Consider the following 13,795-nt stretch of genomic DNA (forward strand, 5'->3'; position numbering starts at 1 on the left):
AACCGGTCGGCGGCTCTGCCGACCGGGATGCATCAATGCGAACGCAAATCGCTCAGGAAGCGCTGGGCACGTGGGTGCTGCGGTTGGGTGAAGAACTTCTCTGGCGTCGATTTTTCCAGAATTTGCCCCTGATCCATAAACCAGATGGTGTCCGCCACTTCACGCGCGAAATTCATCTCGTGCGTCACGCACATCATCGTCATCCCTTCCTGCGCCAGGCTGCGCATCACCGATAACACTTCACCGACCATTTCAGGATCGAGTGCCGAGGTCGGTTCATCAAACAGCATCACCGGCGGCTTCATTGCCAGCGCACGTGCAATCGCCACGCGCTGCTGCTGGCCGCCAGACAACTGCGCCGGATAGGCGTCTGCTTTGTGTGATAAGCCAACGCGCTCCAGCAACTCACCCGCTTGTTTACGCGCTTCGGCACGCTTCACGCCCAATACTTTCATGGGTGACATCATGATGTTCTCTGCCACCGAGACGTGGGGGAACAGGTTGAAGCTCTGAAACACAAATCCAATGCGGGTGCGTAGATGGTTGAGGCGTGTACTGCTGCCGTGAATGTCGGTGCCATCAAACACGATCTGGCCATTATCAATCGGTTCCAGGCGATTAACGGTGCGGATCAAGGTGGATTTCCCCGACCCGGAAGGACCGCACACCACCACCACTTCACCGGTATTGATTTCGGCGCTCAGGTCAGTCAGCGCCTGATACGCGCCGTACCATTTGTTGACCTGGTTAAACATGATCATCGGGCTCATAGTGGTTCCTTATTGCGAAGAGGTTTTAGTCAGCATCACCGCGGGCGCTACGCTGGGATTCGCCTGCGGCGGTTGGCGACGTTTCTGCGCAATATGCGCTTCAAGTTTGTTAGCCAGCCAGGTGAGGCTGAAGCAGATGATGTAGTAGCTCAGCGCCACAATGGCGAACACCTGGAACGGTTTGGTCAGCAGTTGATTGCTGACCTGATTAGCGGCAAAGGTCAGCTCCGGCACGTTAATCACGTAGCCGAGCGTGGAGTCTTTGATGATCGAAACCAACTGGCTCACCAGGCTCGGCAAAGTGTTAAACAGCGCCTGCGGCAGAATCACTAAACGCAGGGTTTTCAGGTGGCTCATACCCAGCGCGCGTGACGCTTCATACTGGCCGTGCGGCAGTGCCTGAATGCCGCCACGCACGATCTCAGCGATGTAGGCGCTTTCGTAAATCACCAGCGTACACAGCATGGTGGCGAAGCCGCTGATGTTGTGGCCAATCAGCAACGGGACGCAGAAGTAGGTCCAGAACACCACCATCATCAGCGGAATGCCGCGCAGCAGATACACCCAACAGGTGGCGGGCCAGCTCAGCCAGCGCCACGGCGACAGACGCGCCAGGCCGAGCAACACACCGATGGGGAAGGCCAGCAGTACTGCCAGCACGGAGATCAAAAGCGTACAGAGTACGCCGCCCAGCGGACCGTTAGGATACTGGCCCATTAACAGCAGCATGCCGTTGTCATGCAAAATGGTGAAGATCTCAAACATCGCCATTACCTCGCGTAAACGCGCTGGAAGCGGCGGGCCAGCAGCGCGCCCAAGCCCATCAGCAGCAGGGAGAAGAACAGGTAACCCACGGTTGCCACTAAGTAGGATTCGAAGGTACGGAAGGTTTGATTCTCGATATCACGCGTTACATAGGTGAGGTCTGCCACGCCAATCACCATTGCCAGACTGGTGTTTTTGAACAGCAGCACGGTGTGATTGACCACGGATGGCAGCGCATTGCGCACACCCTGCGGCAAAATCACCGAGTGCATGGCGCGGACATAGCTCATGCCAAGCGCGCGGGCGGCCTCATTCTGTCCGTCTGGAATGGCCCGCAGGCCGCTACGGATATCTTCAGAGAAGTAAGCGGCCTGGCACAGCCCGAGCGCGATAAGAGAAAATAAAAACTCGGCGTTGTAGTCAACGATCATCATCTGCAGCGATTCCGGCAGCAGGGTGGGGATCGCGAAGTACCACATCATCAACTGAATCAGCGTGGGCACATTGCGGTGATAGGAGACATACGCCTTAACCAGCCCAACGGCAAGACGATTCTCCGTCAGGCGGACCACCACCAATAGCAGGGCGAGAACCATCGCCAGCAGCCAGGCACCCAATGCCAGTTCAAGGGTGACCACCGTTCCGTCAACGATCATCTGGCCGTAATGGCCGGTTATCACACTGCTGAAATCAAGTGCCATACAGTTACCTCATTGTACGGTTTTACGCGGTGCGGTCGCCCGGTCGCATAGTGGAAAGACCGCCCGGCACCTGCAGCGTCGGGGTAATTTCGATGTTGCCGATGTTGACGGCGACTGGCGCAGACAGCGCAAAGGCCACGCAGTCGGCAATATCTTTGGCCTGCGGCAGTTCGAACCCATCGATAAAGCGGCGACGCGCCTCATCGTGATCGCCTGAAACGTTGCCGAAAATATCAGTGGCTACGCGGCCTGGGCAGATTTCGGTGATGCGCACACGTTTGCCATAGCAGTCAACGCGCAGCTGGCGTGACAGGGCATGCACCCCGGCTTTGGTGGCGTGATACACCGAGTTGCCGTTGAAGTTGTAGATGGCGGCAATCGAGGTGATGTTGAACACGTGGCCACGGTCACGCGCCATCATGCCCGGCACCAGCAAGCGGCACAGGTGCAGCACGGCACGCAGATTGACATCGACCTGGGTTTCTACCACGTTTTCGTCGGCATCAAGAATCGAACCAGGATGAGAGAGACCTGCATTGTTGACCAGGATATCGATTTCCAGGTCTTTGCACAGCGCGGTCAGCGCATTGACGTCACTGACATCCACGGCATGCGGGATGCAGCCAGTGCGATCGGCCAGCGCGGCCAGTTTCTCTTTACGACGTGCCACCGCGTGCACGGTGATCCCTTCTTTGCACAGGCGCTCAACAATCGCTTCGCCCATACCAGCCGATGCGCCGGTCACCAGCGCGGTTTTGTAATCTGAGAATGGCATTTGTGTTTCCTCGTCTCGCCAGGTGTGTGTCCGGCGTAATGGGTCTTTTTTGACTTTATGCAGTTATGCCGCAAGGGCATAAGACATAAAAACTGTGAGGCGATAAGAGCCCCTTATAACCGGATTAATGATTAATTATCCGATTGAAGAATAAGAATTTCTTCATCATATTCAACCGCAGATCGCGTTGCAGAGGGGAATGGCTGCACCCGCCCTTTGCAGGGACTGAGCACCGGCACGTACAGGAGGCCGACCTGCACCATCGCCAGCAGATCCTGAGGTTCTACCTGCTGTCCAGGCTGGACAAAATCTTGCTGGCTGTGTGGGTGGCGACGCAGCAGTGTGCCGGGCAGGGGCGCGCCAATGCGATGCGTCACGGGCGGGCACGCTTGCGTTGGGATCTCCGTTGGGGATGAGAAGGAGGGCGGGTCAAACGTCAGACGCACCGACCACTGTTTGCCCTCTAACGCCAGGCTGTTAAGGCCGGATCGTTGCATCTTGCGCGCCAACGCACGCAGCGTCGGCAGCGGTATCGCAGTTTTTTCCATGGGGTTCCCGTCAAAGCGAAACACGCCCGCCGAAGCGGGCAACAGACCGAATCAATCTAGCGCGTTCGTCAGACGGGCAGTAAGAGGGTTTCGCTTTGCGGTGATAAGCGGGTCTTATCCCACCAGGGTCAGTGGATGATTCTCCACGTTGCGGCGCGACATTAGCGACAGCAAAATGGATTTCACTGCTTCAGCAGGCTGGGACAGCGGCAGATGATCTGACATGCAGAACGACAGCGAAGCCTGCACATCCGGCTCGATGATCTTCGCCATCCAGGTATCCCCATTTTTCAGCATCGCGCGTGCGGCGGATTCCGGCATGATGGTGGTGCCCAGACCGGCACTCAACGCCGCATTCAGGGTGGTTTGCGACTCAATTTCGCACTTCACGCGGTACTGCAGATTGTTCTGCACGAAGGCGTCATCCAGCACTTTGCGCATGATGTTATAGATACGTGGCAGGAACAGATCATATTGCGCGACCTGTGACAGCGGGATCTCTTTCACCGGTTTTGCCAGGCTGAACGGGCAAACGAAGCACAGATCTTCTTTCATCAGCGGCATGAAGCGCAGGCCATGGATGGTGCGATGATCGTAAATCACCGCCATATCCATACGCCCGTTCATGATCAGCTCGCTCAGGGTGGTGCCGAAGTTCTCGTTAAAATAGAGCACGATGCCAGGATGCTGCTGCTGCACTTCCATCATCAGCGGTAGCGCCAGGTTTTGCGCCGCTGTGCCCGGTGCCAGCCCGACGGAAACGCTGCCACTCAGCGCAGCGCCGACCAGATCAATCGCACTTTGCGCCTGTTCGCACTGGCGCAAAATGGACTGTGCATGGGAATAGAGTGTTTTCCCGGCTTCAGTAGGCGTGACACCGCGTTTGGTGCGAATCAACAGCTGTTGATTGACTTCACCTTCCAGCGTAGCCAGCTGCTGGCTCAACGCGGGTTGGGCTATATGCAGGATATCGGCAGCTTGCGTCAGGCTTCCGACGTCAACAATTTTAACAAAGTACTTCAGGCGACGAAGATTCATGGACACTTCCCTCAAACAGAACGCATATGCTCATCAAGCAAAGTTGATGCCAGGATAAGCTTTCGTTATTGAACTCAGACAGGAGGGTACGGCTACCGGGCCTCCTGAGGCTGGTGCTGAGCTAGTGAGCCGCCGGCATGGCGGGTGTTGAAAAATGCAGCGCTGCACCTAATGAGTGCAGTTGACCCATCAGCATTGCCAGTGACGGGCAAGGAAAATCGTGGGTTCGGGATGTAATCTGGGAAAGAAAGTAACACTTTATTAACATCCCGTCAGGCGTGCGGGCGTGACCTGTCGCGCAATTCTGAGTCAATCTGCCGCCTTTATGGCAGAAGTGTGCAGTCGGTCCAGTCATCGCTTTGTGTTATATCACCACAACAAAGCACTATTATCCGTGGCTTCGGCCCTAATCCTATGCTCAGGGAAAACTGACATCCCCCGAACCCAGGATTGAACATGCCCGAGATAGCCGATCGTTTAAAGAATGTGACCGTTTCCGCCTCCGTTGCCATGACCCAAAAAGCGCGCGATCTCGCGGCGCAGGGCGTTGATGTGGTAGCACTTTCTACCGGCGAACCGGATTTCCCCACGCCGGAACATGCGATTGAAGCCGCCTACGCCGCTGCACGCGCGGGCGACACGCGCTATCCACCGACCGACGGTACGCCTGCGCTGCGCAAAGCTATCCAGCTGAAATTCAAACGGGATAACCAACTGGAGTATGACGTCAGCCAGATTCTGACGGCCGGTGGCGCTAAGCAGATCATCTTTAACGCCATCCTGGCGACCATCAATCCGGGCGACGAAGTGGTGATCCCCACGCCGTCATGGATCAGCTATGCCGATATCGTGAAATTTGCCGGTGGTGTTCCGGTGCCGCTGCCGTGTGCGCAGGAGAATGGCTTTAAACCACTGCCAGCGGATCTGGATGCGGCGATCACTGACAAGACCAAATGGCTGCTGCTGAACTATCCGAGCAACCCAACCGGTTCGGTGGCTAGCAAAGCCGAGTTGCAGGCGCTGGGTGACGTGCTGCTGCGCCATCCACAGGTGTGGATCATGACGGATGATATCTATGAGCATCTGATCTACGACGATGTACGTTTCTATACCCTGGCGCAGGTTGAACCGCGCCTGTATGACCGTGTGCTGACGGTGAACGGCGTGTCGAAAGCCTATTCGATGACAGGCTGGCGTCTGGGCTTTTGCGGTGGTCCTGCGCCATTAATTAAAGCCATGAGCAATGTGAACACCCAGAACAGCGGCGGCGTCTGTACCCTGACGCAGGCGGCAGCAGTGGCGGTGCTGGAAGGTCCACAAGATCTGTTGCAGGAGCGCGCGCGCATTTACCGTGAACGTCGTGATTACGTGCTGGAGCGTCTGACCTCGATTCATGGCCTGCGCTGCCATAAGCCAGAAGGCGCATTTTATCTGTTTGTGAACATTGAAGGGCTGATCGGCAAGACCAGTGACGGTGGACGCTTCATCAGCAACGATGCCGATTTTGTGCTGGCGCTGATTGAAGAGCAGCACGTGGTGACGGTGCAGGGTGCGGCTTATGGCATGAGCCCGTATTTCCGCTTGTCCTACGCCACCAGCATGGAGCGCTTAGAGACGGGCTGCGATCGTATTGCGGCATTCTGCGCTGGCTGCCGTTAAACGAAAGGCGAAAAAAATGGCTGCCGATGGGGCAGCCATTTTTATTTGGGCGATTCAAAAAACTTATTGAGCAAGCACCTCTGCCGCCGGCGCCACCTGATGGCCGCTGGCTTCGATTTCACTGCGTACGATGGTGGCGAGGGCCAGTGAGCCTGGCGTATCGCTGTGCACCAGGATCGACCGGGCACGCACGGCTATCACTTCCCCTTCGAAGGTGGTGACGGTGCCATGCTGCAGGAACTGCCGCACGCGGGCACGCAGCGCCGCTTCCTCTTTGATCACCGAGCCGGCAATGCCACGCGGCACTAAACGGCCCTGTGCATCGTAAGCGCGGTCGGCGAGGAACAGCGTCAGGGTTTTCAGGCCCGCTGCCTGTGCCGCTCGCTCAATGATGGTATCGGGTTGTGCGAACACAATCAGATCCGCATTGATACGGGCGACGAGCGTCATGACCTGCTGCGCTAATGCCTCGTCGCGATTGACGATATTGCCCATCGCAGCGTGGAAGCTGAAGTGCGACACCTTCGTGCCTTCTGCCTGAGCAATCGCTGTCAGCGCGCCGAGTTGATAAGCGACCTGCTGGCAGATCTCTTCGGCACAGAACGGCAGCTCGCGACGACCAAAACCCTGACGATCGGGCAAGCCAGGATGCGCACCAATGCCGACACCATTCTCTTTCGCCAGTCGCACCATTCGGGTCATGATCGCCGGATCGCCGGCGTGGAATCCGCAGGCGATATTAGCTGAGGAGACCACTTTCATCAGCGCGGCGTCATCGCACAGTTGATAAACGCCGAAGCCTTCGCCCATATCGGAGTTCACATCAATCTTCATGGTTTGGGTTCCTTCGGAAAATTATGCGGTTAACGCTTTACGCAGCGGTGGGCAGCTCACACGTAAGCGGCTCAGCCAGCCTGCGACCTGTTGCTCGATGGCGATGGCCTCACGCGTATCGCTCTGGATCAGCTGGATCGATTGGCCGGGTAATACCTGTCCTAAACGCCACAGATCCTGCTCAATCACCCCGGCGATCTTGGGATAACCGCCCGCCGTGTTGGCATCGCTGAGCTGAATGATCGGCTCGCCGCCGGGCGGCACCTGCACAATGCCGGGAATCAGCCCGTAAGAACGCATCTCAATGGTTTTTGACGGGAAAATCGGATCGCCCGCCAGTCGATATCCGGTGCGATTGCTTTGATTGGAGACCTGCCATGATTGCTGCCAGAAGCGACCGGCATCGGCAGCAAACAAGGGATATTCGCCGGATGGAATGGCGCGCAGCTGAATCTCACCTGCGCTGTTACGCGGGAAATGTGCACGCAGGGCGCTGTCGGGCGGCTCAATGCCAATACCGCTGCTGGGCAACGGGGATGCCTGTGTTTCACCCAGCGCCAACCGATCGCCACGCTGCAGCGGGCGGCCTTCCAGGCCACCAAAGCCACCACGAAGTGCCGTGCTGCGCGAACCCAGCACCATTGGCACATCAATGCCGCCTGCTATACAGAGATAACCGCGTGCGCCACTGCGCGGGTAACGCATTTCCAGCACCTGTCCGGCACGCACGCCGCAGCCCCACCAGGGCGGCAACGGCGCACCGTCTAAAGTGGCGCGACAATCCGCACCTGTTACCGCAATGCTGCTGTCCTGCAAAAAACGCACACGGAATGGGAACAGCTGAACTTCAATGGCGGCGGCATTTTCTTCATTGCCGAGCAGCAGATTTCCGGCGCGCAGTGCCAGCGGATCCATCACACCACTCACCGAGACGCCCATATGGCGGAAGTTGAAACGCCCCAGATCCTGAACCGTGTTCAGGGCGCCGCTCTGTTCAATTTCGATCACAGTTCAATCCTCTGCGGCAGAAAACGGATACGATCGCCCGGTGCCATTAGCGCGGGGGATTCTGCCATTGGATCAAACACTTCCAGCTCGGCAAAACCGATGGCGTTCCAGCCGTTGGGGCCGGTCAGCGCTGAAACACCGGCCTGGGCGCCGCCAATGGTAACGGTGCCTTTCAACATGCTGAGCGAGGGGACTTTCTTGCGTGGCGTGGCTAATTGCGGATCGAGCCCATGCAAGTAACCAAATCCCGGCGCGCTGCCAAGAGCAAACACGGTGTATTCGCTTTGATGGTGACGGCGCACCACTTCGCGTGCGCTGAACCCGGTGTGACGACAAACCGCATCCAGATCGGTGGCGTGCTCGCCGCCGTAATAGACCGGGATTTCAATCAGTTTGCCCTGAGGGCTAATCGCCTGTGCCTGATCCCAGGCGGCATGCAGCGAAGCACGAACGGCGGCTTCGTCCTCGGGGATGTGTCGGAACAGCACCAGCAGATTAGTGACGCCGGGGATCAAGGCTTCAACCGCCGCATCCGACTGCAGCAAACGCGCTAATGACCAGATGCGTCGCTGGGCGGAAAGATCAAATCCACCCGGAGCTTCCACCAGCCACGCACGGGCGCCAATGGTGGAAAGGGTGATCGAAGAGGAACAAGCCAGCGCGGGTGCGCTGGCGGGCTGGATATCAGAGTGCGACATCACGGGCATGATTATTCCAGTGGTTCAAATTTCAGGCTGGAGAGCGGCTGTACGCGCTCTTCGCGCACCATTTTGTATTCGGTATTTGGCCCAATCCAGGTGTTCCAGATTTTGTCGATGGTGCCATCGTCGTCCATCGCTTTCAGGCCGCTGTTAACGCTGGCCAGCAGGGCCGGTTCATCCTTTTTCATGCCGACACCAATCGGTTCCAGCGCCATCGGCTCTTTCACCATCGCCAGATTGATGCCGTCTTTTTTCGCCTGGGCGATGGTTTTCATCCCGGTCATGGTGTTAGTGACAAAGCCCACCGATTTGTTCTGCTCCAGCGCCAGGAAGGCGGAGGCAGAATCCTGGAAGGTGACGGCTTTACCGCCTTTGATGTGGATCGATTGCTCTGACGTGGTGCCCTTGGTGGCGCTGATACGTTTGCCTTTGAAATAGTGCAGTGGTTTATCTGCCAGCGGCGCTTTCACCAGCAGCATCTCTTTCGCCACGTAGTAAGGATCGCTGAACTGGATCTGATTACCACGCGTTTTGGTGTAGGCCAGGTTAGCAATCAACACATCGGCACGGCCGGTGGCGATCACCGCGATACGCGCTTCAACAGAGGTCGGCACCAGAGTCAGTTTGACGTTCATCTGCTTGGCCAGAGCGTGACACAGGTCGATATCCATGCCAGCCAGCTGGCGCGTTTGTGGATCCGGCGAAGAGAAGGGCGGTACGTCGGAGTAAACGGCGCATTTCAATTCACCGCTCGATTTAATGTTCGCCATCATATCTGCCTGCGCCGCCGAAACAGCCAGCAACGGCAGCATTGCCAAGCCAATGGTGGTCACTCTTTTCATGGTCATGTGCTTTCCCTCAATGGTGGATACTGCTTGGGAGCGCAAAATCTCGCTTTTCTGGACTATATCGGCTTTGTTTTGCGGCGAAAAAGAGGGAAAGCGTGTTATGCAATAGGGAAATGATATGACCGATGGCGATAAGTTATTTCTATTCAGGCAGAGCGAAAAAGTGTTATCCAGCGCACATTTTTCTCCCTAGTGTAAGCCGCGTTGTCCTCTCGGCAACCCCGCCGATTGCACGTGGTAGAGAGAGAAGAGTGAGAGCATGAATCCCCGATTAGGCGTGTTATTAAAGATATTCGCCGCACTCAGCGCTACGCTGATGCTGGCCTGTGTTAAAGGTCTGAACGGTGCTATCCCCACCGGCGAAGTGATTTTTTTCCGCAGCTTTATCGCGCTATTTCCCCTGTTAATCTGGCTGAGAGTGCAGGGGAACGTGCTGGAGAATCTCAAAACGCGCAATTTGTTTGGCCATTTCATTCGCGGTTTCTCCGGCACAGGCGGCATGTATTTTAACTATCTGGCGCTGGTGTATATCTCGCTGGCTGATGCCACGGCACTGAGTTACGCCGCACCGCTTTTCACAGTAATCATGGCGGCGATGCTATTGAAGGAACGGGTGCGCGTGTCGCGCTGGGTGGCCGTGGTGGTGGGATTGTCGGGCATACTGATTATGCTCTCCTCCAGTCTTGCGGCTAGCGGCGGCGTGCCGGCAGGTGGCGCCAGCAGTACCACGGCCAGCCTTGGTGTTGCTTTTGCATTGATTGCCGCACTCTGTACGGCCACCTCGAATGTGCAAATCCGTTTTTTGAATGGCATCGAAAAACCGGGCGCGATCGTGTTCTATTTTTCGCTGATGACGACGTTGATTGGCCTGGCAACGGTATTTTTCGGCTGGATAAAGCCCACTGGCTTGCAGTGGCTGCTGTTGGTGGGCTGTGGTTTATTTGGCGGTCTGGCACAGATTCTGGTGACACTTAGCCTGCGCTATGCTGATGCCTCGCTGCTGGCACCGTTTGATTACACTACGCTGGTGTGGTCGATGCTGATTGGCTATCTGTTCCTTAATAGTCTGCCAGGCACGACAACCCTCTTCGGTGCATCGATTGTGGCACTGGCAGGAATCTTTGCGGTATGGCGTGAAAACCGTCAGCGCAAATTGGCGATGGTGAGCAGTACACCGTGATGCGGTGTGTTAGCCGCTGCGCAGTTTGCAATACCAGGTCGCCATAGCGGGCGACCTGGATAACACAGCGCTCGTGCGCTTATCGATAAACATCATCGATAATTTCTACCTGCTTGTTTTGCAGTGCTTCTGCCAGCCAACCGCGTTCCAGTGAACCGGTTTTCGCCAGCTCAAAGTTATGCTCATCAACAATCAAGTAAGCTTGTGCCGCTTCGAGAATGCGCGCGGCATCCTGCCGGGGAATGACGATCACGCCGTCGGCATCGCCTAATACGATATCGCCAGGTGAAACGTGAATTTTACCGCAGGCAATCGGCACGTTGATTTCGCCTGGGCCATCTTTGAAAGGGCCACCTGGCGTATGTCCGGCGGCATAAATCGGGAAATCCATACGTGATAAGCCCTCAATATCACGCACCGGGCCGTCCAGCACGATGCCTTCCATACCGCGCTGTCTGGCATAAGTGGCCATCACTTCGCCCATCAGCGATTGGCTACGATCGCCCTCATTCGACAGGATGATCACATCGTTCGGCCCGGCCATATCCAGCGCTTTATGCAACATCAGGTTATCGCCAGAGCGCGCTTTTACCGTCACCGCCAGGCCGCACATGATGGGGGTTTTAGGCGCCGTTTTCAGGCTGATCTCTGCCGATAGCGCAGGCAAGCGACTCATGCAGTCGGCGACTACCGCCGCGGGTAAACGGCGGAACGCTTCCAGTAAGGGTTCAGCATCGGAGGGACGGCGTAAATAAATACGATTTCCTGCGGTCATTTTATTTCTCCTGTCAGGGTTATTAACTTGTGATCGATAAAGGATGACCAGCAAATTTCGCCGGTTAATAAATTTAACTTTATTTGTAGATGATCATGTGATGAATGATTTTCTGAATTCAGGAGAGTGTAAAGGATTAGTGATGTGTTACGAATGCGTTGTTACAGCTAACAAAATCAGGATCACGGAATAATATTCACACCGTATTTAACTTACTGATTAATAATTTTATTGGATATGGTTATGGCTAGATATATTTAAAGTATGGTCAGGTGTATTGCATATTTTATATTTAACCCGCCGAAGGACATGTACGGCGGGGAAATCAATCAAGGCTTCAAATCACCGTACCAATAAGATGCCGTCACGCCGCCATCCATCAGAAAATCACTGCCGCTGATGTAGCCGCCTTCTGGTCCTATTATGAGGGCTGCCAGCGCTGCAACTTCGTCGGCGGTGCCGCCGCGACCGACGGGTGATTTTGCCAGCATATTGCGATAGCCCGCGCCGCGTGGGCCATTTAGCTCATCATTCGCTAAGGGTGTAAAGATAATGCCGGGGCTGATGCTGTTGACACGCGCGCCACGCTGGCCCCACTTCGTCGCTTCGGCCATAACCCGCAGAGCGTTACCGCGTTTGGCATATTGATAGGCCAACAGAGGATCACTGAAAGCGGTGTTCTGCAAAAATGGCAGGCTGAGCAAATCCTCTGTTGGCGTGATGGCTAACGCTTCATTTTGTTCAACCGTGAGCGCAGGCAGTCGATGGCCGGATTGAGAGGCAATCACGATTCCGCAACCGCCTGACGCCATGTGCGGACCGAACTCTTCCAGCACCACGGCAGTACCGTAAAGATCGACTTGTAAAATGGTGGCGGGGCTGGCTTGAGAAGGCGAGACTCCAGCCGAGTGAATCACTCCTTTGATAACACCCAGCGCAGTGGCCTGCTGCACCAGATGTTGAATCGATTGGCGCGAACTGACATCGACTTGGCTGGTTTCTACCGTAAAGCCGGCATCACGTAAGGTTTGTGCGGCAGCCGCACATTTTCTCGAATTGAGGTCCGCCAGCAGCACAGTTTTGCCCTGACTCACGCGACGCGCGATGGCTTGTCCAGTCGCACCCGCGCCAATAACCACCATAATCTCTTTCATTGTCTCTCCTGCCTTGAGGAATAAGTGATGCGGCAAGCATAGCGGGGAAGGCCATTGATGACTGTAGGGCCAATTGGCATGAGCTTATGAATGCTGCTCATGGGTTCTGAGCTTTAGGGGCGGGACCTATGACTAACTGCACTTTGCAGGCTGTTTGCAGTTTTATTCGCGATGTATCTCAGTTCAACATTATTTCAAACTCACTTAAGCGTTCAGGTATTGAAAAAAGGTAAGTTTCAAATATAACTTCTAGTTTATATCCAAGGCGTATAAACTACAGTTCATGTGAGGGACTTTTGAACAACTGGAGCGTTGATACAACGGAGCATTTTGCAGCGTGGCTAAAAGCGCAGGATGATGAAATGATTGAAGATGTACTCGCAAGCCTGGAAGTGTTGAAAATCTTCGGCCCTCATTTAGGGCGGCCTGATGTAGACACCATCATCGGCTCTCAATATGCAAATATGAAAGAAATGCGCGTGCAAAGTAATGGTAGGCCTGTTCGGGCGTTCTTCGCATTCGATCCCAGAAGGAAGGGGATCGTCTTGTGTGCAGGGGACAAAACGGGGATCAATCAGAAGCGGTTTTACCGATCAATGATCAAATTAGCAGATCAAGAATACAGCAAGCATTTGAGAGGAATAATACATGCCTAAACTGGAAGAACTCATTGCACAACGATCTCCAGAATCACAGAAGAGAATTAAGGCTAAAGTCGCGGATAAAATTATTGAGGTTCAATTACGACACTTACGCGAAGAGCTTGAGCTCTCACAAGTACAGTTAGCCGAGAAAATGGGCGTTTCACAGCCAGCCATAGCAGCTATTGAAGCCCGAGGCGATGATATAAAACTCTCAAGCCTAAAAAAGTATGTTGAGGCATTAGGCGGAAAGCTGAGCTTGAACGTTGAACTACCTACGGGCGATGGGCGAACTTTTCTGCTTTGACATTAATAAGTTTCTCTATTTCATTTGGATGAATGGTGAAGATTTTCGGTTGCAGGTCGTTTGAGGATGCCGTGAGGCATCCTGCAGCTTA

The 13,795-nt window shown here is 55.2% G+C and carries 16 protein-coding genes; 4 read left to right on the forward strand and 12 right to left on the reverse strand.

Going from position 1 to position 13,795, the window contains the following annotated elements:
* Window positions 1–32 precede the first annotated feature (32 nt).
* The 6 genes from CRO33_RS17440 to nac form a co-directional block, all read right to left on the reverse strand.
* Window positions 33–770, reverse strand: a complete 738-nt coding sequence (locus CRO33_RS17440) for an amino acid ABC transporter ATP-binding protein (RefSeq protein ID WP_045816006.1) — start codon at window positions 768–770, stop codon at window positions 33–35.
* Between the two features lie 9 nt (window positions 771–779).
* Entirely contained in the window at window positions 780–1,535 is a 756-nt protein-coding gene (locus tag CRO33_RS17445; RefSeq protein WP_034826721.1) for an amino acid ABC transporter permease, read from the reverse strand.
* Between the two features lie 5 nt (window positions 1,536–1,540).
* The gene (locus CRO33_RS17450) at window positions 1,541–2,236 is read right to left on the reverse strand and encodes an amino acid ABC transporter permease (protein ID WP_058961854.1); all 696 of its coding nucleotides are present in this window, start codon (window positions 2,234–2,236) and stop codon (window positions 1,541–1,543) included.
* A 22-nt stretch (window positions 2,237–2,258) separates the two neighbouring features.
* Entirely contained in the window at window positions 2,259–3,011 is a 753-nt protein-coding gene (locus tag CRO33_RS17455) for an SDR family oxidoreductase (protein WP_097119005.1), read from the reverse strand.
* Between the two features lie 131 nt (window positions 3,012–3,142).
* Window positions 3,143–3,559, reverse strand: coding sequence for an acetyl-CoA carboxylase biotin carboxyl carrier protein (locus CRO33_RS17460; protein WP_058961856.1), 417 nt, complete (start codon window positions 3,557–3,559; stop codon window positions 3,143–3,145).
* A 114-nt stretch (window positions 3,560–3,673) separates the two neighbouring features.
* Entirely contained in the window at window positions 3,674–4,597 is a 924-nt protein-coding gene (gene nac / locus CRO33_RS17465) for a nitrogen assimilation transcriptional regulator NAC (RefSeq protein ID WP_034826712.1), read from the reverse strand.
* A 456-nt stretch (window positions 4,598–5,053) separates the two neighbouring features.
* Between nac and CRO33_RS17470 the strand changes: the two genes are divergently transcribed.
* Complete coding sequence (locus CRO33_RS17470) at window positions 5,054–6,256, forward strand: pyridoxal phosphate-dependent aminotransferase (protein WP_097119006.1); 1,203 nt, start codon at window positions 5,054–5,056, stop codon at window positions 6,254–6,256.
* Between the two features lie 63 nt (window positions 6,257–6,319).
* Here the strand turns inward: CRO33_RS17470 and CRO33_RS17475 are convergent, their stop codons facing one another.
* The 4 genes from CRO33_RS17475 to CRO33_RS17490 are packed head-to-tail and all read right to left on the reverse strand — an operon-like array spanning window position 6,320 to window position 9,647.
* Window positions 6,320–7,090: a 5-oxoprolinase subunit PxpA gene (locus tag CRO33_RS17475; protein ID WP_097119007.1), complete on the reverse strand. Its 771-nt coding sequence runs from the start codon at window positions 7,088–7,090 to the stop codon at window positions 6,320–6,322.
* Window positions 7,091–7,111: 21 nt separating this feature from the next.
* The gene (locus tag CRO33_RS17480; protein ID WP_097119008.1) at window positions 7,112–8,098 is read right to left on the reverse strand and encodes a biotin-dependent carboxyltransferase family protein; all 987 of its coding nucleotides are present in this window, start codon (window positions 8,096–8,098) and stop codon (window positions 7,112–7,114) included.
* A complete protein-coding gene (gene pxpB / locus CRO33_RS17485; protein WP_097119009.1) occupies window positions 8,095–8,805 on the reverse strand; it encodes a 5-oxoprolinase subunit PxpB in 711 nt (236 codons plus the stop codon). Before pxpB ends, CRO33_RS17480 begins: the two co-directional genes overlap by 4 nt.
* 2 nt (window positions 8,806–8,807) lie before the next feature.
* Window positions 8,808–9,647, reverse strand: coding sequence for a transporter substrate-binding domain-containing protein (locus tag CRO33_RS17490; protein ID WP_097119010.1), 840 nt, complete (start codon window positions 9,645–9,647; stop codon window positions 8,808–8,810).
* Window positions 9,648–9,906: 259 nt separating this feature from the next.
* Here CRO33_RS17490 and CRO33_RS17495 point away from each other — a divergent pair, with 259 nt between their 5' ends.
* Window positions 9,907–10,827 carry a DMT family transporter gene (locus tag CRO33_RS17495; RefSeq protein WP_097119011.1) on the forward strand — a complete coding sequence of 307 codons (921 nt, stop codon included), beginning with the start codon at window positions 9,907–9,909 and terminating at the stop codon, window positions 10,825–10,827.
* 79 nt (window positions 10,828–10,906) lie between these two features.
* Here the strand turns inward: CRO33_RS17495 and CRO33_RS17500 are convergent, their stop codons facing one another.
* Together CRO33_RS17500 and CRO33_RS17505 are read right to left on the reverse strand one after the other, a co-directional pair.
* Window positions 10,907–11,602: an RraA family protein gene (locus tag CRO33_RS17500; RefSeq protein ID WP_097119012.1), complete on the reverse strand. Its 696-nt coding sequence runs from the start codon at window positions 11,600–11,602 to the stop codon at window positions 10,907–10,909.
* Window positions 11,603–11,931: 329 nt separating this feature from the next.
* Window positions 11,932–12,756 (reverse strand): SDR family oxidoreductase, encoded by an 825-nt coding sequence (locus CRO33_RS17505; protein WP_097119013.1) that lies wholly within the window; start codon window positions 12,754–12,756, stop codon window positions 11,932–11,934.
* Window positions 12,757–13,052: 296 nt separating this feature from the next.
* Between CRO33_RS17505 and CRO33_RS17510 the strand changes: the two genes are divergently transcribed.
* Together CRO33_RS17510 and CRO33_RS17515 are read left to right on the forward strand one after the other, a co-directional pair.
* The gene (locus CRO33_RS17510; protein WP_097119014.1) at window positions 13,053–13,412 is read left to right on the forward strand and encodes a type II toxin-antitoxin system RelE/ParE family toxin; all 360 of its coding nucleotides are present in this window, start codon (window positions 13,053–13,055) and stop codon (window positions 13,410–13,412) included.
* Entirely contained in the window at window positions 13,405–13,704 is a 300-nt protein-coding gene (locus CRO33_RS17515; protein ID WP_034826692.1) for a helix-turn-helix domain-containing protein, read from the forward strand. The genes CRO33_RS17510 and CRO33_RS17515 overlap by 8 nt, the downstream gene beginning before the upstream one ends.
* Window positions 13,705–13,795 lie beyond the last annotated feature (91 nt).

Origin of the sequence: Pantoea sp. GL120224-02 (assembly GCF_900215395.1) — a bacterium.
GTDB lineage: Bacteria > Pseudomonadota > Gammaproteobacteria > Enterobacterales > Enterobacteriaceae > Pantoea > Pantoea communis.

Excerpts from the sequence above, each read along its gene's own strand:
- CRO33_RS17440 (WP_045816006.1), bottom strand. The coding sequence starts at position 770 with ATGAGCCCGATGATCATGTTTAACCAGGTCAACAAATGGTACGGCGCG.
- CRO33_RS17445 (WP_034826721.1), bottom strand. The coding sequence starts at position 1,535 with ATGTTTGAGATCTTCACCATTTTGCATGACAACGGCATGCTGCTGTTA.
- CRO33_RS17450 (WP_058961854.1), bottom strand. The coding sequence starts at position 2,236 with ATGGCACTTGATTTCAGCAGTGTGATAACCGGCCATTACGGCCAGATG.
- CRO33_RS17455 (WP_097119005.1), bottom strand. The coding sequence starts at position 3,011 with ATGCCATTCTCAGATTACAAAACCGCGCTGGTGACCGGCGCATCGGCT.
- CRO33_RS17460 (WP_058961856.1), bottom strand. The coding sequence starts at position 3,559 with ATGGAAAAAACTGCGATACCGCTGCCGACGCTGCGTGCGTTGGCGCGC.
- nac (WP_034826712.1), bottom strand. The coding sequence starts at position 4,597 with ATGAATCTTCGTCGCCTGAAGTACTTTGTTAAAATTGTTGACGTCGGA.
- CRO33_RS17470 (WP_097119006.1), top strand. The coding sequence starts at position 5,054 with ATGCCCGAGATAGCCGATCGTTTAAAGAATGTGACCGTTTCCGCCTCC.
- CRO33_RS17475 (WP_097119007.1), bottom strand. The coding sequence starts at position 7,090 with ATGAAGATTGATGTGAACTCCGATATGGGCGAAGGCTTCGGCGTTTAT.
- pxpB (WP_097119009.1), bottom strand. The coding sequence starts at position 8,805 with ATGCCCGTGATGTCGCACTCTGATATCCAGCCCGCCAGCGCACCCGCG.
- CRO33_RS17490 (WP_097119010.1), bottom strand. The coding sequence starts at position 9,647 with ATGACCATGAAAAGAGTGACCACCATTGGCTTGGCAATGCTGCCGTTG.
- CRO33_RS17495 (WP_097119011.1), top strand. The coding sequence starts at position 9,907 with ATGAATCCCCGATTAGGCGTGTTATTAAAGATATTCGCCGCACTCAGC.
- CRO33_RS17500 (WP_097119012.1), bottom strand. The coding sequence starts at position 11,602 with ATGACCGCAGGAAATCGTATTTATTTACGCCGTCCCTCCGATGCTGAA.
- CRO33_RS17505 (WP_097119013.1), bottom strand. The coding sequence starts at position 12,756 with ATGAAAGAGATTATGGTGGTTATTGGCGCGGGTGCGACTGGACAAGCC.
- CRO33_RS17515 (WP_034826692.1), top strand. The coding sequence starts at position 13,405 with ATGCCTAAACTGGAAGAACTCATTGCACAACGATCTCCAGAATCACAG.